At 45.1% G+C, this 23,731-nt stretch carries 20 protein-coding genes; 8 read left to right on the plus strand and 12 right to left on the minus strand.

Features of this window, described 5'->3' with window-relative positions; translation table 11 throughout:
- Positions 1–72: 72 nt before the first annotated feature.
- The 5 genes from JJ941_RS09995 to JJ941_RS10015 form a co-directional block, all read right to left on the minus strand.
- Entirely contained in the window at positions 73–615 is a 543-nt protein-coding gene (locus JJ941_RS09995; protein ID WP_290964572.1) for a gamma carbonic anhydrase family protein, read from the minus strand.
- Between the two features lie 105 nt (positions 616–720).
- Positions 721–1,089: a four helix bundle protein gene (locus JJ941_RS10000; RefSeq protein ID WP_255133760.1), complete on the minus strand. Its 369-nt coding sequence runs from the start codon at positions 1,087–1,089 to the stop codon at positions 721–723.
- Between the two features lie 132 nt (positions 1,090–1,221).
- On the minus strand, positions 1,222–1,938 hold the full coding sequence (gene radC, locus JJ941_RS10005) for a DNA repair protein RadC (protein ID WP_290964577.1): 717 nt from the start codon (positions 1,936–1,938) through the stop codon (positions 1,222–1,224).
- A 130-nt stretch (positions 1,939–2,068) separates the two neighbouring features.
- A complete protein-coding gene (locus JJ941_RS10010; RefSeq protein ID WP_366069243.1) occupies positions 2,069–2,275 on the minus strand; it encodes a helix-turn-helix transcriptional regulator in 207 nt (68 codons plus the stop codon).
- Between the two features lie 2 nt (positions 2,276–2,277).
- The gene (locus tag JJ941_RS10015; RefSeq protein WP_290964579.1) at positions 2,278–2,928 is read right to left on the minus strand and encodes a DUF2975 domain-containing protein; all 651 of its coding nucleotides are present in this window, start codon (positions 2,926–2,928) and stop codon (positions 2,278–2,280) included.
- 310 nt (positions 2,929–3,238) lie between these two features.
- Here JJ941_RS10015 and JJ941_RS10020 point away from each other — a divergent pair, with 310 nt between their 5' ends.
- The 3 genes from JJ941_RS10020 to JJ941_RS10030 all read left to right on the plus strand — a co-directional run bounded on the left by JJ941_RS10020 (position 3,239) and on the right by JJ941_RS10030 (position 7,034).
- Positions 3,239–4,144, plus strand: a complete 906-nt coding sequence (locus JJ941_RS10020) for a hypothetical protein (protein ID WP_290964581.1) — start codon at positions 3,239–3,241, stop codon at positions 4,142–4,144.
- Between the two features lie 10 nt (positions 4,145–4,154).
- Positions 4,155–5,690, plus strand: coding sequence for a hypothetical protein (locus JJ941_RS10025; RefSeq protein WP_290964585.1), 1,536 nt, complete (start codon positions 4,155–4,157; stop codon positions 5,688–5,690).
- Positions 5,691–5,819: 129 nt separating this feature from the next.
- The gene (locus JJ941_RS10030; RefSeq protein ID WP_255133749.1) at positions 5,820–7,034 is read left to right on the plus strand and encodes a PQQ-binding-like beta-propeller repeat protein; all 1,215 of its coding nucleotides are present in this window, start codon (positions 5,820–5,822) and stop codon (positions 7,032–7,034) included.
- Between the two features lie 126 nt (positions 7,035–7,160).
- Here JJ941_RS10030 and JJ941_RS10035 read toward each other — a convergent pair whose 3' ends face one another.
- Complete coding sequence (locus tag JJ941_RS10035; RefSeq protein ID WP_255133747.1) at positions 7,161–8,342, minus strand: AMP nucleosidase; 1,182 nt, start codon at positions 8,340–8,342, stop codon at positions 7,161–7,163.
- A 99-nt stretch (positions 8,343–8,441) separates the two neighbouring features.
- Here JJ941_RS10035 and JJ941_RS10040 point away from each other — a divergent pair, with 99 nt between their 5' ends.
- From JJ941_RS10040 to JJ941_RS10060, 5 genes are all read left to right on the plus strand, one after another.
- Entirely contained in the window at positions 8,442–8,906 is a 465-nt protein-coding gene (locus JJ941_RS10040) for an NUDIX hydrolase (protein WP_255133744.1), read from the plus strand.
- Between the two features lie 239 nt (positions 8,907–9,145).
- Positions 9,146–9,622 (plus strand): peroxiredoxin, encoded by a 477-nt coding sequence (locus JJ941_RS10045; protein WP_290964594.1) that lies wholly within the window; start codon positions 9,146–9,148, stop codon positions 9,620–9,622.
- A 13-nt stretch (positions 9,623–9,635) separates the two neighbouring features.
- Positions 9,636–12,179 carry a type I DNA topoisomerase gene (gene topA / locus JJ941_RS10050; protein WP_290964596.1) on the plus strand — a complete coding sequence of 848 codons (2,544 nt, stop codon included), beginning with the start codon at positions 9,636–9,638 and terminating at the stop codon, positions 12,177–12,179.
- A gap of 116 nt (positions 12,180–12,295) precedes the next feature.
- Positions 12,296–12,862 (plus strand): hypothetical protein, encoded by a 567-nt coding sequence (locus JJ941_RS10055; protein WP_290964599.1) that lies wholly within the window; start codon positions 12,296–12,298, stop codon positions 12,860–12,862.
- Positions 12,863–12,951: 89 nt separating this feature from the next.
- Positions 12,952–16,200, plus strand: a complete 3,249-nt coding sequence (locus tag JJ941_RS10060) for a S41 family peptidase (RefSeq protein ID WP_290964603.1) — start codon at positions 12,952–12,954, stop codon at positions 16,198–16,200.
- A 238-nt stretch (positions 16,201–16,438) separates the two neighbouring features.
- On the opposite strand, the gene JJ941_RS10065 is transcribed toward JJ941_RS10060, so the two are convergent.
- The 6 genes from JJ941_RS10065 to JJ941_RS10090 form a co-directional block, all read right to left on the minus strand.
- The gene (locus tag JJ941_RS10065; RefSeq protein WP_290964606.1) at positions 16,439–18,667 is read right to left on the minus strand and encodes a DUF5916 domain-containing protein; all 2,229 of its coding nucleotides are present in this window, start codon (positions 18,665–18,667) and stop codon (positions 16,439–16,441) included.
- 136 nt (positions 18,668–18,803) lie between these two features.
- Positions 18,804–19,394: a hypothetical protein gene (locus JJ941_RS10070; RefSeq protein WP_290964609.1), complete on the minus strand. Its 591-nt coding sequence runs from the start codon at positions 19,392–19,394 to the stop codon at positions 18,804–18,806.
- A 15-nt stretch (positions 19,395–19,409) separates the two neighbouring features.
- Positions 19,410–20,561 (minus strand): malic enzyme-like NAD(P)-binding protein, encoded by a 1,152-nt coding sequence (locus tag JJ941_RS10075; RefSeq protein WP_290964612.1) that lies wholly within the window; start codon positions 20,559–20,561, stop codon positions 19,410–19,412.
- Between the two features lie 81 nt (positions 20,562–20,642).
- The gene (locus tag JJ941_RS10080; protein WP_290964615.1) at positions 20,643–22,526 is read right to left on the minus strand and encodes a M1 family metallopeptidase; all 1,884 of its coding nucleotides are present in this window, start codon (positions 22,524–22,526) and stop codon (positions 20,643–20,645) included.
- A 94-nt stretch (positions 22,527–22,620) separates the two neighbouring features.
- Entirely contained in the window at positions 22,621–23,223 is a 603-nt protein-coding gene (gene recR / locus JJ941_RS10085) for a recombination mediator RecR (RefSeq protein WP_255133728.1), read from the minus strand.
- 74 nt (positions 23,224–23,297) lie between these two features.
- Positions 23,298–23,645: a YbaB/EbfC family nucleoid-associated protein gene (locus tag JJ941_RS10090; protein ID WP_255133726.1), complete on the minus strand. Its 348-nt coding sequence runs from the start codon at positions 23,643–23,645 to the stop codon at positions 23,298–23,300.
- Positions 23,646–23,731 lie beyond the last annotated feature (86 nt).

Here is a 23,731-nt window from a genome sequence, read left to right on the forward strand (position 1 = left end):
GCTGAAATTTTGAATTAGAAGTTATGGATTTTGAATGGGTTTCATTCAAAATCTATAATTCAACATTTTCAATTACTTGGTATAAAAAGGGTTTTTGTCATATGTATCCTTCTGCTGATAGGCCCGCGAGTATTTAATATAGTTGGTTGCGTATTCGGGAATGGATGCGATTTCCTCATCCGTTAGTTTACGTGCCGCTTTAGCCGGCGAGCCCATATACATATAACCGCTTTCGAGGGTTTTGCCGGGAGGCACGAGGGTTCCGGCTGCCACAATTACGTCCGGTTCAATGGTTACCTCATCAAGGATGGTGGCGTTGATGCCGATCAGTACACGGTCTTTGATGGTGCATCCGTGAACAACAGCCCCATGGCCAATAGTCACTTTATTACCGATAATGGTCGGGCCGGTCTGATTCATCACATGGATACATACATTATCCTGAACATTACTTTGGTCTCCAATCTGAATGTAGTTCACATCCCCGCGAATCGTTACGTTGAACCAAACACTGCTTTCTTTCCCCAGGGTAACATCACCTATTATATCAGCACTGGGAGCCACAAAAACTGTATCATCAAATTGCGGAGAACGTTTCAGGAATTCGTAAATCATGGGAGATGTGGTGAGGTTTGTGTTTTCAGAAAGGTATGAATATCCAATAGCCAATATCCAACAAGGAATGATGAATTAAGGTTGCCTGAATATTAGACAGTCACCTCACCTCTTTTTCATATTTTGTTTTGCCGTAGTAATGCTGGTGAAAAAAATAGAGATTAGTTCATCACATTCATTAAGCGTGCCAATAGCTTTCTGGTTTTTAATCAATGGTTTTTCCAAGATTATCGTCAGCGTTATGTAGGATTCTCTTAGCTCTTTCAGGCCGATTTTCATTTTGTGAACAAAGTCCTTTCTTGATTCAGCTGCTTGTGCTTCTCCGTAAAGTAAAGCTGGCGCTGTGCCGGAGCGGACTAATTGTTTCTTAAAATGGGTTCCTGTATATGTTTTTGGAAGGAGTTCTACAATTTCCATTATCGAAATTGCAAAGTTTATTAGACGCCTTTGCAAGTCAAATATTTGGTTTTTCATGATCGTGAACTTTTATGTGATTATTAGGTAAGGAAATATTCAATGATCAATATCCAACACTCAATTTTCAGATGGAAATTCGTTGGATATTGGAGATTCATTATTCGGTGTTGGGCGTTGAAAAATGTACATTCAAAAAAGCCTTTCACTTTTCAGGCTGGTGTACTTATATCCGGCAATAATCAGGTGATCTTCAACGGGGATTGAAAACAACTTGCCACATTCTGCCAGTCGCTTGGTGAGCTGGACATCGGCGCTCGATGCTTTATTCCGCCCGGAAGGGTGATTGTGGATCAGGATAATGGATTCAGCTTCATTCAGTACGGCCTGTCGCATTACTTCGGCCGGGTCCACAATGGTGGCTGTTTTACCTCCGGTACTGATTTTCTGGTAGCCAGTCAGAATTTTAGCATTATTCAGAAATCCTACAACAAAGGTTTCTTTGGAGAGATGCCGGAGTTTAGGGGCAAAATAGGCGTTGGCGTCTTCGGGGGAGGTTATTTGAATTTCTTCACCCAGTCCTGCTACTTCAATTCTGCGCGCCAGCTCAAAGGCGGCTTCCAGCGTGATGGCTTTGACCTTCGCTATTCCAGGAATCACTTTAAGCGCCTGCCAGTTTTTGCGGGAAAGATTATGAAGTCCGTCAAATTGGGTGAGCAGAGCCTTGGCGGTTTCTATTACGTTTAACTTGCGGGTGCCGGTCCGGATCAGGATGGCTAACAGTTCGGAGTCGGAAAGGGAGTCGGCGCCGTAGCGCATCAGTTTTTCCCGGGGTTGTTCATCCGGCTGCATATCTTTGACAGTCCGGCTGTGGAAGTGCTCGATCGAAAAGGATTCTTCGTGTGACATATCGCTCTGTTGGTTTTATTCATTTTACAGTTAGAGCGATTTGAAGACCATTCCTTACAAAAAAACTTAAGTTCGTGTATTCGTTATTCGTTAATAGTCGAAGGTCCAATAACGAATAACAATTAACGAACTATTCTTCAGAATACTCCAAAATATCTCCCGGCTGACAATCGAGGGCTTGGCAGATAGCTTCGAGGGTAGAGAAACGAATGGCTTTGGCTTTGCCGGTTTTAAGGATGGAAAGGTTCGACATGGTGATGCCTACTTCTTCCGAGAGCTCGGTAAGACTCATCTTCCGTTTGGCCAGCATCACATCCAGGTTAACGATTATGGCCATGGTTACACAGTTAGTTTTTGTTCTTCATAAATGCGGGCACCTTCTTTGAACACATATCCCAGGACGATGTTGAAAATACCGGCGATCATGAAGTCTTTACCAAACATATCCAGCGAAGTGATGTCAATACCCTCCGGAAGTGACAAATCACTTAAAAGAGGCAGGGAAATAAAATGCCCCATATTCAAAAACTGAAAAGAAATATTGATGAGCGAAGAGATAATAAGCGTCCAGCCAATCATATATAAGTAAGAGGGGTTTTTGGCGTGAAAGGGATCACCTTCCGCGACGTTTCTCAATACTTTTGAGAACAGAAATAGCATGAGAAAGAACACGGTATTTTCATACAGTTTCAGTCCATTAAAAAAGTAAAAACCACCTTTCACTTCCTCATAAGGCCCGGAAATTTGTAAATCTGAAGTCATTCTTTCGGGAATATTCAGCCGGATATTGTCTAATTCTATATCGTTGTATTCTTCAAATTGCCGGAGCTCAAGGTTAACGGAGACATCCCTTATCACAATATGGTTGCCGGAAAGTTGGGCGAATGAAATGAATAGCTCCAAAGCTACACTAATGATGATCAGCCAATATCCGATTTGGCATATATAAAGCAGTAAATAAGCGAGCGACCAGTCTTTTCTGAGTTTCATAATAGATCATTTAATTTCAATCTGCTTTTAACAAAAGAAATAATTTTTTGAAAAGCAATAACTATTTATTGATAAACAATAAATAGTTGCCGAATAAAGGTGTGAGAGATCTAATAAAGGAAAATGGGTGGTGTCGGAGTCAGGTTGGAGGGTTCAATCCATGATTCCCCGGGTTAGGACAGGTTGCTGACTGTTTATTTGTAAATAAATGTAACAAAAAACAATCTGTTGACTCTTTTATAATGTGCGTAATTGTAGTAAAAAAAACAAATAATTATTTGCATGTAACTGTAATAAAAATATTACTATAATGAAAAAATTAACATTTATTCCAGTACCGATTGTGGCCTTTCTACTAATGATTGGTCTTATAGCCTGCGAAACTAACAGCACTTCCACTTTGACGAACAATCATGAGTTCAGTGGGGGTATGAATGTACCAGAACTTTCAGCGCTTGAAACCAATACAGAGCCAAGCTCAGCAGAGTTTACTTTAGAGGCAAGTTACTCCGCTTCAGATATTGATCTGAATGCAGATAATATTAATACCTCCGAACATTTGCTCTTTGATGTGTATTCATCAAATCAACTGAGTGTAACGGGTAACCTTTCTATTACTACCGGAACCGAAAGTACAATCGACGATCCGTTTAAAATAAATCCAGTAATCCAGACCTACAAAAATATGCCCAGTAGTATTCGTTATGACGGATATTCATCGCTGCAATATACGCTGAATGGCTCTAATTACTCGACTGCATTATCTGCGGACGAAAAAAACATTCTGTTTGAGATACAGCAGGAATTAGACATTTTACAATCATATGGGAGTGGAGAAGATAGACCCGGACAATTACTTAAAAGTTCAAACAATTCTAATACTCCTGAAAATGAAAAACCTTTAGAGGCTATGGACGACGGAGAGATAAAAAAGTGGCTGAAAGACAAAGGATACAAAGTTAAAGAATTAGGCAACCGCCGTTTCGAAGTCATATATAAGTATAAGGAAGATACTCCGTCAAAAATGATGAGCATTGCGAGCATATTTGATGCCAACACCGGTAGGATGGAACCAAATTTTACTGCTTCTAAAGATGGAAAAGAAATTGCCAGAAATGCTGCTAAAAAGGATGGTAACTCAAAGGCAGTAAAAATGAAGCGGGGTGATGAAGGTTATTTATTGCTCCAGACCACCCCCAAAAAGCAACATAATTAGGAGGTACATCATGAAAAATTTTATGTTAGTGTTGGTCCTATTAGCAGGCTTTTCAGTAGCCGGATTTAGCCAGTCGAATACAGTGTCATTCATACATGGACTGGGAGACAACTATACGATTTGGAATAACATGGCAGGGCAACTGTCATCTGAATTTGTTTTTTATCGGGATAATGTATCCTATAATTCTGCTAATGCTGTAAGTAGTACAGCTTCTAGTGTCTATATTCCTTCCGGTACTGTTACTTTGGCTCATAGCCTTGGAGGGCTTGTAGCACGAGAACACCTGCGACAAAAAGGAACAGGAAAAATGAATGCACTCATTACGGTGGGAACCCCCAATTTGGGTGCTCCTGCTGCAGTAAATGTTCAAAACGGGAACCTGGCTAATGTTATCGCTGGTTGGGTGGAAGATGTTGCTGCCGGACCGATAGCTTCATTTGGGTCAGTGTATGGCCGTGATTTTGGAAGGGCTGTACTAAGTGAAATTGGTTATATAGACCAGCTTACCGGGCCTTATATTAATGCTCGTTTACAAACTGCGTATGGACAAAAAGCTTCAGTTAGCGATATGAGGCCTGGGAGCTCCTTCCTCAATACCCTGAATGCCTCCCCAAACAATACTCTGCCGACTGCTCGCTATGCAATTTTTGGGAATGAATCAGGATCCAGGTACGAATATGTACGCATTTCTGAATCAGCGTACAGAGGTCCGGAGTCTCCTATTGAAAATGGTACTTTTATAAAAGCGCATCGATATCTGTATTCATTTTACTTTGCAGCTGCTTCTTACTACACATATTTATCTGGAGAGTATTTTTATCTATATCTTACATCGAATACATATGACCCTAATCACTTCTTCTATTACAATAGTGCTGTTTATTTTGCCACGATAGCCCAGCAGTGGTACAAAGGCTTTCTTTCATTGGTGTATTTTCAACAGCGAGATTGGGATAAATATGTAGTGGGTGCTAACTATTATTCAGGAACTATATGCGGTAACATAGGTCAGAATTGTAAAGACACAAATGATGGACTATTAACCGCTGTAACGCAGGCTCCTTCCTTTTTTGAAAGATTCGGAGATAACACTGTTAGGCGTTTAGAAGCAAGAGGAGCCAATCACCTCGAAGAAACGGCACACCCGGCAGTGAAACAACGGCTCTTTGAGATATTTAGAAATGATGATGTTAGCATCCCAGAAGTTAAAAAGCCATTATATGTAAATATCAGTGGTCCGAGACTGGTGAGTGGTGGCGAGTCGGCCTATTTCTCCAGCAGTGTCTCCAATGCAGGGGGTTCAGTTAGCTATCAGTGGCATTATCGCAGAGATCAGGGTAGTTCTTGGGTGAGTGTAGGTAATGGTACCACATTGCAACAAATCTTTTATGCTGCTCCAGATGGGGAAACGGCACGTGCAGCTGTAAAACTAGTAGTAAGCAGTGCCGGAGAAACGGCAATCGACATCCATTATGTAGATGTATCGGGGTGTGAATCCGAGTCATTCTCTTTCGACTCTAAAGTTAGTCCCTGTTTACAATAATTATACGATACCGGCTGGGAACCTCGCCAGCCAGCCGGTATTAAATTGAATATCATTATTACATAATCGTTATGAATGTGTAATACATAATAAGTTTGGAGAACCTAATTTTTCTAGCTGAAATCGAAGATGAACTACCACTATTTTATAATCAATCTATTTATGTGTGCAGCCCTGCTTTCATCCTGTGAGCTGTTTGGCGGTCGCGATACCGGTCCCGAAGGGGGTGAGGTGGTCTGGAACTTGAAAAACTCAACCGATCGGTTGGTGAGTACACAGCCGCTAATAGAGGATGGGGCCGTATATTTTATTCAGGATACACAGCTGAAAGCCTACAGTCTGAATAAAGGAAAGCGCCTCTGGAGTGTTAACACCAGTAACGGAAATTTCTCTCGGGCGATCCTTTCCAGTGAAAACACGCTATACCTTGATGAGGGATTCAATATCAAAGCCGTATCCAAATCAACCGGAAGGATTATATGGAGCAATCCGGTAACCCAGGATGCTACTGAGTTTTCCGGTATGGGAGGCCCTGTGATGAGCCAAGACCAGGAGCACCTGTATGCCGGTCGCCGGGGTTACGTTCTGCAGCTGCGCAAGAGCGACGGAGCGATTACCCGCCGCTACTCTATCGACCGGCTGGTTCCTGAGGGGGTAAGCCAGGGAGCAACTGAACCCGTTTACTCCCCGTTTGGAGATGGGATGTTATACGTGCCCGGTTCGTCATTTGACCGTACTATCCCCGGAGAAGAACGATATCGGGGAAACTTATTTGCCTTCGAGGCCGCAACCGGGGAGTTGATTTGGGAGCTTCCGGTGGAGTTTCCTATAGATGATATCAGAACTGAACAGCCGGGGGATTCGGTGTTGGTTAGCCCGCCCATATATGATATTGAGGTTACGGAGTCGGCCATTGTGTTACTTCAGGGCAAAGCCATTGTGTCGGTTGACCGGGAAAAGGGAGCAATTAACTGGGTGAATAATTTTTTTGACAGCGGGTTTGATGTGGGCCTGGCTGTAGATGCCGAGGCTATTTATGCCGCCTCTGTTGGTACCAATGCCCATAAACTGGATCTTACAACCGGTGAGGAACTCTGGCGAAAGGATATTTTCTATTCCAACACCAGTATTCCAACAGTGCAAAACGGCCGGTTATATTTTACGAACTCGGGGGGCGGAGATATCTGGGTGCTGGATACTTCCACCGGAAAGGTCATTTACAACAAGCTACCCCCGGGCTATCAAACTGACAGCCACGACATTTATATCTCCTCGCTGGGGGTGGGCGAAGGCTACATGGTGAATGTGGGCAGCAAAGCGGTCTACTGCCTGAAGGTGCCTTAAGGGTTTAAGTAGCAACAACCAGATTCCTGCCTCCGCAGGAATGACCAAGAAGAGGGCTGATCCATATAAGAACCAAACCCTCAACAGTTCAATGTTGTATGTTCCTTGCTCAATGTTCGATATTCATCACCCGCTTCCACCCATCAGTGGCTCGTTGAAGGCACGGATGCTGGAGTTGGGCAGTCCTTCCGGGTAGGAATCTTTCACCATTTGCAGGGCATCAATCACCATTTCGAGGTGCATCTCTTTGGAGTTTTGGTAGAACGATTGAGCGGCGTCCGTGAGCTTAGGTTTGCCGTGCAAGGGTTTATCACTCACACAAAGAAGGGTGGCGTGTGGAATGCGATACCGGAATCCGTTCGTTGCTACAGTAGATGACTCCATATCAATAGCCACACTGCGGCTCATATGAATTTCTTCCACCGTTTTAGCCTTCGAGAATTCCCAGTTTCGGTTGGCGGTGGTGTAAACGGTCCCGATCCGGTGGTTCATATCATGCTGATCAAGCACTTCTTTCAGATAACGGTTCAGGATGTAATTCGGGGAAATCGGAATCCCGATGGGGAATAAGTCATCCAAAACACGGTCGGCACGGTAGTACCCATTTGCGAGCACAAAGTCGCCGATATCCTGGTGGTTCCGGAGTCCGCCGCAGTGACCCACCATCACCATGGCATCAGGCCGAAGCACCCCCACATGATCGGTAATGGTTTTAGCATTGGAAGGCCCCACGCCAATGTTGATGAGCGTAAGCCCTGAATTATTGTCCATCTTGTGATGATAGGCCGGCATTTGTACGCCCTCTCGTTCCGGTTTAACACAATCGGGGAACTTGTCGAGGAATACTTCCACATGCATATCATAGTTGGTAAACAGGATATATCGCTGGAAATCGGCGGGTTTAGTTCCGGTGTAATGCCGAAGGCGGTCGAGTGAAATATCGATGCGCTCAGCCCGAAACAAAAACAATTTCTTTTGGGTGATGTCCCAGTCACTTTCATCCAGGTTGTCAAAAAGATCCGGGTTGTTCATGGGCAGTGCTTCCCGCGAAGGTTTCACAAAAACGGTGGCTCCATTAGTTACCAGGCGTTCAATTTCGCGCTTCAGATACCAGCGGTAAGCTTTGGGTTGAGCAAGCTCTCCGTCGATAACCGGGTTATGTTTGCTCCAGATTCTCTCCACAATCATCTGGGGATATTTGCCCGAATCGTAAATTTCTTCCATCAGGTCACACGCTTTATCAATAGCTTTTTTAAGTTCTGCCTCCGAGGAAAACTGATCTTTAACTAATTTGAGCGTATCTGACATATGAGTAGTGGTGATTTTACATTTACAATTGAACCGTGGGTTACCACAGATGAAGAGGTCAAATATACGACGAATATCTTCAAACTTTTGAGTCGTACGATGAAAATCGAGTCTGAAGATCATTCGGCTGAATTTTCGATTCTGAAAGCGCCCGATTGGATCAACGTAATCCCGCTTACCCCGGATGATGAAATCGTGTTGGTGGAGCAATACCGGTATGGAATTGAACAGCCTACGCTGGAATTACCCGGTGGAATGGTTGATCCCGGAGAGTCGCCCTTGGAGACATCAAAGAGAGAGCTGCTGGAAGAAACCGGCTATGCAGGTGATGAGTGCATTAACTTAGGGCGGGTGAGTTCGAACCCGGCAATTTTTACCAATTACACCCATACTTACCTGATCAAAAACTGCAAAAAAGTTCAGGAACAACAGCTGGATGGTAATGAACGCATTAATGTACATGTAATGCCGCTGGATGATTTTTTAGAACTTGTGAGCCGGGGAGCAGTGCATCACTCGCTGGTAGTGGCGGCCGTGGCTAAGTTCTTGTTGTGGCGTCGGTGATCACAGATTGCTCAGATTGAGGGATCTTCACAGATTTTTCGTGACATGCAATAGCTTTGATATCTTCTTTAACTACAATTCTAAACAACGAGTTTTTCTACTTGTTGAAGGAGAAAACAAAAGAGGGCGGAAAAATCTGCGGAATCCCTCAATCACCAAATCTGTGATCCACTGAACGATTCTCGCTCAAAATGTAGTTATCCCAACCCAACCGAAAAACTAACCAAATATTCACATTCATGATTGAGACAGGAGCAAAAGCAGATTTTGATTTCACCGTTAAAGCGGTGCATAATGGAGAGGAAAAAGAAATTAACTTCAAAGGATTGCTGGATAAGCCGACTATCGTTTCGGTATATATGAAGAACAATACCAGTGGTTGCGACCGGCAGACTAAAGACTTAGCCGACGAATCATCCTGGTTTAAAGAACATGGTTATAACCTGGTGGCCATCAGTAAAGATACCTGTGGTTCTCACAAGCGATATGCCAAGAAGCAGGGCATTGATTTTACACTGGTATCTGATCCGGATTATAAGTTTGCTGAAGCCACAGATTCCATCGTTGAGAAAAAGATGTTTGGGAATGAGTATGAGGCCCCTTCACGTTCGGCCTTTGTTATTGATACAGATGGTACTATTTTGGGCACTGTTGAAAAAGTGAATACCAAAGACCACGCTGGAGAGCTAAAAGAGCTGGTCGAAAGTTTGAAATAATTATCCTTATCGCATGAAAAGCCTTGTCATTGTAGAGTCCCCTACAAAAACGAAAACGATTAAAAAATACCTGCCCAAAGGGTACGTAGTGGACTCCTCTATGGGTCACATCCGTGATCTTCCTTCCTCAGCTAAAGAAATTCCCGCCAAGTATAAAAAAGAGAGCTGGTCAAATTTAGGAATTAATGTAGATGATCGTTTTGATCCTTTATATGTGGTTCCTTCTTCCAAAAAGAAAGTGGTTACCAAGCTCAAAAAGTTATTGAAAGATGCGGATGAACTCATTCTCGCAACGGATGAGGACCGGGAAGGAGAGGCTATTTCATGGCATCTGATGGAAGTGTTGAAGCCTAAGATTCCGGTAAAACGAATGGCGTTTCGGGAGATTACCAAAGAGGCCGTTCTGAACGCACTGGAAAATACCCGGGATATTGACATGAACCTGGTGCATGCCCAGGAAACCAGAAGAATCCTGGACCGGCTGGCGGGCTATACCGTTTCACCTTTATTGTGGAAAAAGATTTCTCCCGGACTTTCAGCCGGACGTGTACAATCGGTGGCTGTTGAGTTTTTGGTTGAGCGCGAACGCGAACGTATGAAGTTCAAAAGCGCTACCTATTATGATTTGAAAGCACAGCTTCATAAAGAGGGAGAGAATGACAAGTTTGATGCAGACCTGACTCACCTCAACGAAAAACGCCTTGCCAGCGGAAAAGACTTTGATGAAAATACCGGCAAGCTGAAGAAGCCGGATTCGGTAGTTCTGCTGGACGAAGACAAGGCATCGGCTTTGGTTGATGACCTGAAGTCTGCAAGCTGGTCGGTGATTAATGTGGATGTGAAAACACAGAAGCGAAATCCGGCGCCTCCGTTTATTACGTCAACCCTGCAGCAGGAAGCTAACCGTAAGTTTGGATTCTCTGCCCGCGACACCATGAGTGTTGCTCAGAAGCTGTACGAAAAAGGATTTATCACTTACATGCGTACGGATTCTACCCGGTTATCAGGTCAGGCCATTGGTGCTGCCCGTGATGCGGTGACCGAAGAATACGGCGAAGATTACCTGTTTGAGCGCGTGCGGAATTACAACAAGAAAGGGAAGTCGGCACAGGAAGCTCACGAAGCTATTCGTCCGTCAGGCTCCCGTTTTGTGAAGCCGGATAAAGCCGGGCTGCGGGACCGTGAGTTTAAGCTCTACGATCTGATCTGGAAGCGAACCATTGCTACTCAGATGGCCGAAGCTGAACTTGAGTTCACAAACGTTACCATTCGGGCAACCAATAATGGAACCGATGCAGACTTCCGTGCGGGCGGTAAGAAAATTCTTTTCCCGGGATATTTTCGGGCATATGTAGAAGGAAGCGATGATCCGGAAGCGGCTCTTGAGAACCAGGAAAACTTTCTTCCTGCAATGAATGAAGGTGATGCCACGGCGCTGGATGATCTGAACTTTGTGAGCCACGAAACCAAGCCTCCTGCACGATTTACGGAGGCAACGCTGGTTAAGGAATTGGAGAAAAGAGGAGTAGGTCGCCCGAGTACCTACGCTTCTATTATCAGTACCATTCAGGATCGCGGGTATGCCAAGAGCGAAGGCAAAACACTGATCCCGACTTTCACCGCCTTTGCTGTTTCATCCCTCTTAGAAAAACATTTTCCGGACTTGGTAGATAGTGATTTTACATCCGAGCTGGAAGATAAGCTGGATGCGGTAGCTACCGGAAACCAAGACCCGGTGAAATACCTCGAAGATTTTTACAATGGTGAAAATGGCCTCAAAGCCAAAGTGGATACGCAGGAAGACAAGATTGACCCACAGGAAGCAAAACTGCTTGATCTGCCTTTAGAGGGGTTAGAGGGAATCAAAGTTGCGGTGGGCCGATTTGGTCCCTATGCCCGCATGGAGAAAAACGGGGAAGAAGTAACTACTTCGCTCCCCAACGATATGGATCCAAGCGATATCTCATCAGAAAAGCTGGAAGAGCTGATTAAGATTTCTGAGGAACAGGACAAACCCATTGGTGAAGATCCTGAAACCGGAGAACCCATATTTCTGCTTTCCGGCCGATACGGTCCATATGTGCAGAGGGGTGAAGTAACCGAGGAAAACAAAAAGCCGAAGCGTGTTTCTCTGCTGAAGGGAATGGAACCAAAGGATGTGGGTCTCGATTTGGCTTTGCAACTGCTTGAACTACCACGACCACTCGGTAAGCACCCGGAAGACGATAAAGTAGTGAAAGCCGGTGTTGGACGTTACGGCCCTTTTGTAGTGCATGACGGTAAGTTTAAGTCCATTCCTAAATCAGACAGTGTACTGGATATTGAGTTGGATCGGGCGGTGGAGCTGCTCAATCAAAAATCTAAATCCCGCCGCGGAAGTAACGAGATTAAAGACTTAGGCAAACACCCGGAAACCGACAAGCAGGTTCGGGTGATGACCGGGCGGTATGGTCCATACATCAAGCATGGCAAGAAGAACATCAGCCTTCCCAAAGGGGAAACTCCTGAAGACTTCACCATGGACAAAGCGGTTGACCTGATTAAGGAAAAAGGGTAATAGCTGAAGGAACATTGAATAGTCAATAATGAATGTTCAATGTCGAAGTGGCTTTGAAATTTTTTTTGTAGATTTCTTACCGATGCTGTCAAACCAAATAGACAGGAAACAGGTACATGCAAAAACGAAGCGATTTTTACTTCAGGTATCCTCCTAACATTGGAGAATTAGATCTCGCCACCATGGTGAATATGTTTCGTACCCGGGGCGAGCCGCGCAAAGCCGGACCCGGCCAACATTTTGCCTGTGCAATGAGCGGTCATTTACTTCGTGAAGCCAAATCCTGGTTTGGGCTGTACTACTCTCAAAAAACCTGGGACAATCTGCTTACCAAAGGCAGCGAAGGATTCCCTCTCACTGATGTTGAACTAAATGTGCTCGGCCTGGTGTATGTAAGTGAAGAAGAGCCACCCCATCGTGAATATGTAGAGAAAAACTCCGGCGTAACGGAAAAGCTGGCTTACCTGATTGTCAACGACTTACGTCAGTTTGGTTTCCTGGATGAAGATGACAGCGGTTTTCTCCGAATCCCACCCCGTGGTGAAAAAGCCCTGCACGGAATTGCACGCCGCATCTATGAAAAACGGTTCATGCCTGAAATGCTCAAAACCTTCACCCCAACTGAAGAACCCCAGATAGAGCAAGCCCAAAAAGAAGACCGCGAGCAAACGAGTTTGTTTTAAACCACTACTTGTAAAGAGTTATCACCTCTTCTTTACTCTCCTCTTTGTTTGATTATATTCCGCAAGCACATCAATTAATACGGGATATTATGAAACGTTTATTCGGATATACATTAACACTTTTACTAACCCTAAATTTTACAGCTGAACTCTTTGCTCAGGGAACGCAACTTTTGCGTGAGCCTACTATTTCAGAAAACAGTATCGTATTTGTTCATGCCAATGATCTATGGAAGGTGGATAAAGCCGGGGGCGATGCGGTTCGTCTTACCAGCAATATCGGAGGAGAGTCGAACCCGCATTTTTCACCGGATGGCAGCATGATTGCATTTACCGGAGAGTATGATGGGAACTCCGATGTTTTTGTAATTCCGACTGAAGGCGGATCACCAAAAAGACTTACCTGGCATCCTGTTGATGATGTGGTAACGGGATGGACTTCTGATGGTGAAGTTCTGTTTCGTTCAACCCGTACGGCTCACCCCACACAACTAAACCGCATTTGGAAAGTGAGTACGGAAGGTGGAATGCCGGAAGTGTTGCCAATTCCAAGAGCTGCTACGGGGGAGATGTCGGCCGATGGAAAATACCTGGCCTATAACCCGATTACATTTTGGGATCCCGAGTGGAGAAATTACCGGGGCGGACAAGCGCAGCCCATCTGGATTGTGAATTTGAATAATTACGAATTAATCCAAACACCAAGAACCGATAACGAACGTCATACCGATCCGGTATGGCATGAGGGTTCTGTGTTTTATTTATCCGAAAGGGATTTCGCAAATAACATCTGGTCTTTCAACCCGGAATCCGGTGAAGAAAAACAATGGACGTTTCACTCTGACTTTGACGCTAAAAGCCTTGATGCCGGTTTTGGTATGATTGTGTATGAACAAGGTGGGTATCTGCATTTGCTGAATCCCGAAAACGGAGAAACCGAACAGGTCGAAATTCACGTTGCCGGAGACATGAATTGGGGTCGACCTCGCTGGGAAGAACCCAATGCCTACTCGCTGGATAATGCGGCTATTTCCCCAACCGGTAAACGAGCGGTTTTTCAGTTTCGGGGGGAGATTATTACGGTTCCAAAAGAAATGGGAACGTGGAGAAACCTGAGTAACTCATCGGCAAGTGCAGAGCGCTATCCAATTTGGTCGCCTGATGGTAGTAAGGTAGCCTGGTTCTCCGATCAAAGTGGAGAATATACTCTGATGATTGGTGATCAATATGGGCTGGAAGAACCGAAGTCAATATCACTCCCAAACCCTACTTTCTATTTCCGGCCGGACTGGTCGCCCGATGGTAAATACATAGCCTATACCGATACCGATTATAATCTTTGGTATGTGAATGTAGAATCCGGAGAAGCCAAAAAAGTAGATACCGATGGATATGCACATCCTAACCGAACCATGAACCCGGTTTGGTCGCCCGACAGTAAGTGGATTGCCTACGTCAAAATTTTGGACAATCAATTTAAGGCAGTGAAGGTACACAATGTGAAATCCGGGAAAACACATCAACTGATTGACGGAATGTCGGATACAATCACACCGGTATGGAGTGAAGATGGAAAATACCTCTATTTCCTCGCCAGCACCGATTATGGATTAAATACCGGCTGGCTGGATATGAGTTCCTACAACATGCCGGTAACCCGTGCCTTGTATATGATTGTGTTATCGGATAACGAGCCTTCTCCACTTCTTCCTAAAAGCGATGACGAAGAAACTTCCGAAGAAGGGAGTTCCTCCGATGAAAGCGGAGAGGTAGAAGTGGTAATCGATTTGGAAGGAATTGATGAACGTACTTTGGCTGTGGATATCCCCCAACGAAATTATACAGGACTGATGCCGGGGCCGGGCGGAGATGTATTTTATATGGAGTTGGTGGAAAATGAAGGAATCCGGCTTCACAAATTCAGCCTGGATGATCGAAAAGGAAGTTTGTTCATGGCTAACTTCAATGAAGGTGTAGTTTCTCAGGACCGAAAGAGTTTGCTTTACAGAAGTGGCGGAACCTGGGGAATTGTCGGTACCGATGGCAGTGAAAAGAAAGCCGGTGATGGCAGTTTGAACATCTCAGATATTAAGATAAAAGTAGATCCTCAGGAAGAGTTTGTTCAAATATTCCGGGATGGCTGGCGGTTTATGCGAGATTTTCTCTACGTTGATAATATGCACGGAGCACCCTGGAAAGAGATATATGAATGGTATGCTCCCTGGGTAGAACATGCTAAACATCGCTCTGACCTCAATTATGTGCTGGATATAATGAGTGGTGAAGTTGCCGTTGGTCACTCCTATGTAGCCGGAGGAGATTATCCCGATCTTGAAGAAGTACAAGCCGGGTTATTAGGAGCGGATATTTCTCATCATAACGGAGCCTATCGCATCGATAAGATATATACCGGCGAAAGCTGGAATCCAGACCTGAGAGCACCTCTTTCAGGTCCGGGCATAGACGTGAATGAAGGAGATTATATACTTGCCGTAAATGGAAAAGAAATTTCGGCGGAAGAGAATTTCTACAAGCCTTTTGAAGGAACCGCTAATCGTCAGGTACAGTTGTTAGTCAATAATCGGCCTCGAACGGAAGGAGCTCGCCTGGTGACGGTAGTTCCGGTTTCCGGTGAATATGGCCTGAGAACACGTGCCTGGATAGAAGGTAACAGACGCAAGGTAGATGAAATGTCAGATGGAAAGCTGGCCTATGTATGGGTGCCAAATACCGGTGGTAGCGGCTACGAATATTTTAACAGATACTATTTTGCCCAACAGGATAAGCTGGGTGCGGTAATTGACGAACGAAATAACGGAGGAGGTTCAGCAGCTGATTACATGGTTAATGTTATGGATCGTGAACTGCATGGCTTTTTTAACAGTAAGGCCGGCGATTGCAAGCCATTCACTACACCGGGAGCCGGTATCTGGGGACCTAAAGTAATGGTGATCAACGAGCGAGCCGGATCGGGTGGAGACCTGCTTCCATACTTATTCCGTAAGATGGAAATCGGTCCATTAGTTGGGGCTAAAACCTGGGGTGGACTGGTAGGAACTTGGGATACTCCTCCGTTTGTAGATGGTGGCCGGTTTGTAGCTCCCCGTGGTGGTTTCTATAACATGGACGGAGAATGGGCCGTGGAAGGAGAAGGCATCGCTCCGGATATAGAAGTAATGCAAACACCTAAAGAGGTTATAAACGGACACGACCCCCAGCTGGAAGCAGCCATCAACGAAGCCATGCGACTTCTTCAGAATTACGATAACCCCATCATTCCAACACCTGAAGATCCGGTAAGATGGAAGCGACCTGAAAGGGCTTCGGGGGATAATTAATACAAAAAACAGATCAAGTTCTGATATCAAAGCCGTGTAACTGACCTCACTTTCCAGGAAATCGGGACACCTTCGCAAGGAGAGGGCTTTGTTTTGAGGGGAACCTGATTATTGCTTAAGGTTATAATAAGGAGTCCTCCTCCTTTTGAAGGAGGAGGCAGAGGAGGTCGAAGATTTTTGAATGGGTAGATTTCCAGTTACCGCAACTCGCTCTGACGCTCTGAGTCGGAGCAAAATTCTACAGCAGAATCAAATACGTCAGCTTCACCACGGCGGCCTGGCTGTTCATGATCACATCTTTTCGGGGATCAAAAAGCGTTTCATTATCTCCGGTGAGGTGGTAGGAGGTGTTGAATACGAGAAACAGGTCACTACCGGGTGTATGAATCCAGTCGATGCGAATGTTGGCTTGAAGATCACGGGAGAAATTGTCGTACTGAATAAGGGCTTTGGCGAATAACTTGCGACTTACAGCTCCGAGTATGGAAGTGGAAACGGTGGTAGCATCAAACTCGCCGTTAGGTATAGGCAGGTCGATCATGGAGTGGCTCAGGCGTCCTTCAATGTGAAGATGTTTGGATTGCCGGAACCCGATGCTGCCTTCCAGGTCGGTGCGGTTCCCATGGTAGAACTGTCCCGTGCTGGCTTCAACGGTGCCGAACACGCGTTTACTTTCATCGGTAACCCCGCGAATGCCTATTGAATTAAAGGTATAATCCCCGGCGGGAATGATGGCATTCTGCCGTATCGGAAAATCTGCAAAAAGCCGTTCAAATTGTTGGTTTCCGCTGATACGAATACTTTGCCGGCTGGCAAACTCAGCGGTAGCAGACCCGCTAAGTTGGGTGGTTTGTTTAACACCATCCTGCCCTTCGATGTAGTTGTAGGAAGTACCAAAATTGAACCTTCGCAGTGATGGCAGAACATCAAATTCTACGGTAGGATTGTACCCAAGATTCCCGGAATATTGTCTCATGTTACGGCGGCGGACAAATCCGAGGGCCGGGTTGTAGTTTTCTCCCACATTGGTGTAAGAAAATCCGCCTGAATAGGTTTCATTCTGCAGCTGAAGGCTTCCGTGGCCCGCTGCATCGTTAAGGGCATCGGTATCATCCCAAACCCTGGTGTACCAGGCGTTAAACTCGCTGGAGCTCCAGAATCGGTACTTGGTATCAAAACCGAGGGCGCGGTTATATCCATTTGGTGATTCAACGTTTGTGATGATGGTACCTACGGTAGCGCGTGGAAATACGTTGGTTCTGATTCGTGCAACTGTGTTATTTGTAGATTGGCTGCCAAAAACATCTCCCATTTCATTTCCGGTTTCGATGTTCATCGCGCCAACGGAAAAACGCCCCAACTGCCCGGTCATGCGGGCACCGGTCAGGATATCATTGGTGAGGCCGATTCGGCGTGAGAAAAAAGTTTGTGTGGAACGGGTATTTCCGTGTTCAAAAAGTCCGGCGCGCTCCAGAAAGAATTCCCGTTTTTCCGGAAAGAAAAGATTAAAACGGGAGAGGTTTAACTGTACATTATCGGCTTCAACCTGTGCAAAATCTGTGTTAACGGTCAGGTCGAGGGTGAGGTTTGACGTGATACCCCATTTCATATCCCCACCGATATCATAGGTATATTCAACGTCGGTTTGTTCATTCTGAAGATCTGGTCGGACTTCCTGTGCCCCGGAAATTACATAGGGCTTAATCTCGATATTATTTCCCCGGCGGATGTTCTTAATTCCTTTGAGGATTCCATACTGAGAGACGGCAGCTAATGCTCCAAAGCTGCCTCCGTACTCCATTCCGATGGCCGGCCATAGTACCCGCTCGTTTTTGCGGTTGATCATCCGGGAAATCATCAGTCCAAACTCGAGTTCTTCTCCCTCCGGAAACCGAAGCTGTCGAAAGGGGATCGAGACTTCCATGGTCCAGCCATCATCGTCAATTTTTGTTTCGCTTATGAATACGGCATTCCAGGAAAAGCTGTCGTAGCTGATGCTTTCATCGGTGATCAGGGCATCATCCTGAGTGCCCAGTGCATTCATTTCAAACAGGTAAGCATTCCGGCCATCCCGGTAGGTGTCGATGCCGATGTAAGCGTGATCATCGCGGTTATTTCGACCTCCGCGCTCGAGATTCTTGGCACGGATTAATTCCGGGTTATCATCATAAAAACGGAAAGCGAAGTATAGGTGGTCGCGGTCGTAGGCAATTTTTACTTCCGAATCTTCGGTTGCTGAGGCACCATCATTCGGCCAAACCTGTGTAAAGGTGGTGATGGGAGGGATATCTTCCCAAACTTCATCATCCAGGTTACCATCGATGTAAGGAGCTTCTTCAGCAAAAACGGCGGTTACTTCATTGTTGGTTGGCGGGGGAACCAGCTCATCCGGTGTTTGCCCCAGAACATGTCCGTTTCCAATTCCACATAATACAGATATAGTAAGTGCTGATAATATCGATCTCATTCCGACCCGGTTATTTATTTGTAACTCGTTGAGCGAGAGCCGGAAATTACTGATTTAACCAATAGTCAGGGTGTTAAAAAGTATAAAGGGTCGTAGGGTTTTATATTAGTGGTAAAAATATTCAGAAAATGTAGTTTTACCTCCGGTCTTCTAACATTAAACGGTATTCTCCATTAGTAATAGATAAAGTATCCTGATTAACACGCTGGCTGTATTGATCAGCCCTGGATTGAACGGCCACCTTCATTTCAAAGGTTCCATAAACTACTATTTCTCCATTTTCCAATTCTTTCATCTCTACCGTGATATAACCGTTTTCATCAAAGGCTTCATACCAGGAAATTTTGGCGTCCCCGTCACTTTCAGAATATTTTCCACCAGGATATCTGTCATAGTATTCATTTACTTTAATTGTATCCTTTTTTGTAGGAAAGCTGTTTTTACTTTGCTGGTATATCAAAGAAATCCCTATGTACTCGTTGTATGGGAAAAGGTTTTTATTATATTGGTAAGCAGCTATAGTCAAATAATGATAATCTCCTTGTTGAGTCATGCTTGCTTTAGCACTTTCCTCAAAATCGGTACCATCGAAAGATTCACCATTTATTTCGGCTTTGAATATAGGTTCAAAATGATCCTCTTTTTCTGAATTTATAGCACAGCTGCCAAGAGCAATTATTATTAAAAGTATGGAAAAGGGAAGCCCAAGGTTATGAGATTTGTTCATCACACATAAAGAATATTATTGATTTTCCCGAATAGCATTTGCTACCTGCTGAGGAACCCGTTCATCAAATGGACTGGGGATGATTTTATCAGCTGAGAGATCATCCACACAATCAGCAATGGCTTTGGCTGCGGTGATGAACATCTTGGTCGTCAGGTTGGTGATTCGTGCATCCAGGGCTCCGCGAAAAATTCCTGGGAAAGCCAGAACGTTGTTAATTTGATTAGGGAAGTCGGATCGCCCTGTTGCTACGATAGCGGCACCGGCGGCTTTAGCGTCTTCGGGCATAATTTCGGGGATGGGGTTCGACATCGCAAAAATCATCGGGTCCTTATTCATGGTTTTCACCATATCCTGTGTTAACACACCCGGCACCGAAACTCCTATAAATACATCACTGCCCGAAATGGCATCTTTCAGCTGTCCGGTTCGGTGGCCTTTATTGGTGATTTCAGCCATACGCTTCTTGGTGTCATTTAAGTCGGTCCGCTCTTTATGGATAATGCCCCGGCTGTCACACATAACCACGTCTTTTACGCCCGCTTCAAACAGCAGGTTTACAATAGCCACTCCGGCTGCGCCGGAACCGTTCACCACTACGTACATATCTTCCAGCTTCTTGCCGGTGAGTCGCATAGCGTTATACATACCTGCCAGTGTTACGATGGCCGTTCCGTGCTGGTCGTCATGAAAAACGGGGATATTTAATTCCTCTTTGAGGCGACGTTCAATTTCAAAACACCGGGGTGCTGAAATATCTTCCAGGTTAATGCCTCCAAATCCGGGAGCAATCATTTTTACCGTTTGCACAATTTGGTCGGTATCCTGCGTGTCTAGTACGATGGGGAAAGCATCTACATTAGCGAACTTTTTAAACAGCACCGATTTTCCTTCCATTACCGGTAGGGAAGCTTCCGGCCCGATATTACCCAATCCAAGAACGGCAGAACCGTCGCTGACCACCGCCACCATATTTCCTTTAGCGGTGTAGTTGTATGCTTTTTCTTTATCCTCTGCTATTTCTTCGCAGGGCCTTGCTACTCCGGGCGTATAGGCAATGCTGAGATCATCTTTGGTCTCCAGAGGCATTTTAGGCTCAACAGAGATTTTTCCTTTATGCTTTTGATGGGCTTCAATAGCTAATTTCGCGTAGTCTTTTTTAGACATGTGGTTTTGTTTCGGGTAAGAATTTTATCAAATAAAAAAGGTGTCGCACTTGGGTACGACACCTTAAAGTTAAAGTCAGAATTAATCGTTCAGCATCGCTGATACATCAAAAGAATTGTTTTTTCGGTTGATGTCAGCCAGTCGCTGAGAAGGATCTATAGTGATTGTTTTAATGGAAGAAGCGGCTTTGTTGATGGTCATGGTATAGCTTGGTTCAACCCACGGCCAGTCTTTCAGTACCGTTCGCTTCATATCCATTTCGTTAGGCTTTTCGCCACGCATCACGCGTAAGGGTATGTAAAATAATTCACGGCTGCCATCCTGATATTCAACCACAATATCGAGCGGCATCGGCATCAAATTAATGCGTTCAATTTTTACGGACGTTTTATTTTCATTTCCGATTACAGAAGTAATGCCGTAGTCGATGGTCTTGGTGGTTTGAACGAAATATTCATAATACCAATCCAGGATCATGCCGGATTCTTTTTCCATGATACTGAGGAAGTCGAGCGCCGTTGGATGCTTCATCTTCCACTCTTTATGGTAATTCAGCATTCCATTTCGGAAATCTTCCTTCCCAATAATGTATTCCATTTGCCCCAGGAATACGGCTCCTTTGGAGTAAGCAGCCCGACCATAGGCAAAATTGGTTTCATAGTGATCGGCATGGGTGGTCATGGGTTCTTCCAGGCCTGATTCTACCAGTGAGTAATAGCCGTTGTAAGAACCGGCATATGGGAAGTCGGAATTTCGGCCAAATAAATGAGCCATGGTTTCAGCGGAAGCATAACTGGTAAAGCCTTCATCCATCCATTCTAACAAGCTTTCGTTGGTGGCCAGTACATTCTGGAACCAGCTGTGATACATTTCGTGTACCATTACGCCCACCAAGCTTCCGAGGCTTCTGCCACCAGTAATCAATGTTCCCATGGGATATTCCATGCCGCCGTCACCGCCCTGCAGGTTGGTGTATTGCGGATAAGGATACTCGCCGAAGTTTTCATTGGCATACTCAACAGCACGAATAGTGTAGTCCACCAGCTGCTCCCAGTTCTGGGTGTACTGCGCATTTTGTTCATCGGAAGCTCCTTCAACTACAGCAGGCTGCTGATACAGAAAGTGAAGTTTGGGTCCGTTGGGAACCTGAGCAGTAACGTGTTTGAAATCGGGGTCGGCTCCCCAGAAAAAGTCGATGACATTTTCAGCTTTAAAATGCCAGGTCATTTTATCGCCCCGGGGTCGGTTTACTTCAGCCCCTTCCTCCTCGTATCCATATCCAATTTCATTAGGGTTTTGAAGGACTCCGGTTCCACCTAACACATAGTCTTTATCGATGGAAATCTTGACATCAAAATCACCAAAAACTCCATGGAACTCACGTCCGACATAAGGATTTGGATGCCATCCCTGAAAATCATACTCAGACAGTTTAGGGTACCACTGGCTCATTGAGAATTCTACACCTTCGGCATTATTCCACCCGGATCGGCGAATTTGAAGAGGCACCTGTGCATCCCATTCCATTTTGAAAGTGGTGGAAGCTCCGGGTTGAATCGGCTTATTCAGTTCCACAACTAATATTGTGCCGTCAGTTTCGTATTCAACCGGTTTGCCATCCTGTGTAAGAGAATTAACCCGCTGGTAACCAATTTCATCTTCGGATAATCCTGCAATACGATCACCCACTCTTCGGTCAGGATCTTCAATAGTCCGGGAGCGGACGTCCATCATGCTACCCGGCTGAAACGCGTTGAAATACAGGTGATAATAAACCCGGTCTAATACATCAGGGGAGTTGTTGGTATAAACCAGAGTTTGCTTACCGGAATACTGGTGGTTTTCAGCGTCCACGTCAATTTCCATGGTGTAATCAACATGCTGCTGCCAGTAGGTTCGGTTTTGGGCGTTAAGGGTCGAAAAGGCCAACAAAGTGACCAGAAAAAAAGATATTAACTGTTTCATGTTTGGTGGTTGGGTTAATTCAAAATGAAAAATTTAAAATTAGGATCGCTGTTACGCTAATTTAAAATTTTGAATTTTTCATTCTTAATTTCTTTTAAAAACTGTTACGGCTGGCGAAGGCACGGCTTAGGGTTGCCTCATCAATGAACTCGAGTTCAGTTCCCATCGGGATGCCGTAGGCGATACGGGTCACGTCAACTTCATAGTTCTTCAGAAGTTTGTTAATGTAATAAGAAGTTGCTTCCCCTTCAGCGTCGGGGTTCAGGGCCAGGATTACTTCATTAATTTGATCATCTTCCCCCACTCGTTTCAATAGCTCCTGAATCCGCAGTTTATCCGGGCCGATGTTATCCATGGGAGAAATGACCCCTCCCAGCACGTGATAACGGCCTCTGAACTCATTCGATTTTTCGATGATATACACGTCGTTGAATTCCTCAACCACACAAATGGCGGACGGGTCTCTTTTCGGATTATCACAGATTTTACAGGGGTCGGAGTCACTCACATTTCCACAAACGGAGCAGCGGGTAACTTTTTCTTTCAGATCTACAATGGCCTGAGCCAATTTTTGAGCGTACTCATCATTCTGTTTCAATAAATGAATGGCAATGCGCTGGGCTGATTTACGTCCCGTTCCCGGGAGCTTGGCGAGCTGCTCGATGGCCCGCTCCAAATATTCTGAGGTTATCTGCATGTATTAAGTGGCAAGGTGTCAGGTGTTAGGTTTTAGGTATGCTAAAGCCTAACACCTTGTAACTAAAACCTAAATTATAGTCCAAATTTTGACATATCCATTCCGGGAATTCCGCCGCCGGGGATCATGCCTTTATACATTTCCTGCATTTTTTCTTTAGAGGCTTCTTCGGCTTTTTCAAGGGCTTTGTTTACGCCGGCTACAATCAGGTCTTCCAGCATTTCTTTATCCTGTGGGTCAACCACATCGTCATCCATCTCGATAGATACGATTTGTTTGTTGCCATTGGCTTTTACCTTCACCATTCCGCCGCCGGCTTCGGCTTCCACAATCACATCTTGTAAGCCTTCCTGGGCTTCCTGCATTTTGGATTGCATTTCCTGAATCTTGCCAAACATATCGGCCATATTGAAGTTGCTCATAATTCTGAATTGGATTTAAAATTTATTTTAGCTGTCAGGCTTCAGCTTTCAGCCATCAGCATAAATGGACTGAGAGCTGAAAGCTG

This window comes from Gracilimonas sp. (assembly GCF_017641085.1).
GTDB lineage: Bacteria > Bacteroidota > Rhodothermia > Balneolales > Balneolaceae > Gracilimonas.

Bases quoted from the DNA above. Each gene is read 5' to 3' on its own strand.
- JJ941_RS10045 (WP_290964594.1), top strand. From the start codon at position 9,146: ATGATTGAGACAGGAGCAAAAGCAGATTTTGATTTCACCGTTAAAGCG.
- JJ941_RS10075 (WP_290964612.1), bottom strand. From the start codon at position 20,561: ATGTCTAAAAAAGACTACGCGAAATTAGCTATTGAAGCCCATCAAAAG.
- JJ941_RS10080 (WP_290964615.1), bottom strand. From the start codon at position 22,526: ATGAAACAGTTAATATCTTTTTTTCTGGTCACTTTGTTGGCCTTTTCG.
- JJ941_RS10030 (WP_255133749.1), top strand. From the start codon at position 5,820: ATGAACTACCACTATTTTATAATCAATCTATTTATGTGTGCAGCCCTG.
- JJ941_RS10000 (WP_255133760.1), bottom strand. From the start codon at position 1,089: ATGAAAAACCAAATATTTGACTTGCAAAGGCGTCTAATAAACTTTGCA.
- radC (WP_290964577.1), bottom strand. From the start codon at position 1,938: ATGTCACACGAAGAATCCTTTTCGATCGAGCACTTCCACAGCCGGACT.
- topA (WP_290964596.1), top strand. From the start codon at position 9,636: ATGAAAAGCCTTGTCATTGTAGAGTCCCCTACAAAAACGAAAACGATT.
- JJ941_RS10090 (WP_255133726.1), bottom strand. From the start codon at position 23,645: ATGAGCAACTTCAATATGGCCGATATGTTTGGCAAGATTCAGGAAATG.
- JJ941_RS10065 (WP_290964606.1), bottom strand. From the start codon at position 18,667: ATGAGATCGATATTATCAGCACTTACTATATCTGTATTATGTGGAATT.
- JJ941_RS10025 (WP_290964585.1), top strand. From the start codon at position 4,155: ATGAAAAATTTTATGTTAGTGTTGGTCCTATTAGCAGGCTTTTCAGTA.
- JJ941_RS10035 (WP_255133747.1), bottom strand. From the start codon at position 8,342: ATGTCAGATACGCTCAAATTAGTTAAAGATCAGTTTTCCTCGGAGGCA.
- JJ941_RS10020 (WP_290964581.1), top strand. From the start codon at position 3,239: ATGAAAAAATTAACATTTATTCCAGTACCGATTGTGGCCTTTCTACTA.
- JJ941_RS09995 (WP_290964572.1), bottom strand. From the start codon at position 615: ATGATTTACGAATTCCTGAAACGTTCTCCGCAATTTGATGATACAGTT.
- JJ941_RS10060 (WP_290964603.1), top strand. From the start codon at position 12,952: ATGAAACGTTTATTCGGATATACATTAACACTTTTACTAACCCTAAAT.
- JJ941_RS10055 (WP_290964599.1), top strand. From the start codon at position 12,296: ATGCAAAAACGAAGCGATTTTTACTTCAGGTATCCTCCTAACATTGGA.
- JJ941_RS10070 (WP_290964609.1), bottom strand. From the start codon at position 19,394: ATGAACAAATCTCATAACCTTGGGCTTCCCTTTTCCATACTTTTAATA.
- JJ941_RS10040 (WP_255133744.1), top strand. From the start codon at position 8,442: ATGAAAATCGAGTCTGAAGATCATTCGGCTGAATTTTCGATTCTGAAA.
- JJ941_RS10010 (WP_366069243.1), bottom strand. From the start codon at position 2,275: ATGGCCATAATCGTTAACCTGGATGTGATGCTGGCCAAACGGAAGATG.
- JJ941_RS10015 (WP_290964579.1), bottom strand. From the start codon at position 2,928: ATGAAACTCAGAAAAGACTGGTCGCTCGCTTATTTACTGCTTTATATA.
- recR (WP_255133728.1), bottom strand. From the start codon at position 23,223: ATGCAGATAACCTCAGAATATTTGGAGCGGGCCATCGAGCAGCTCGCC.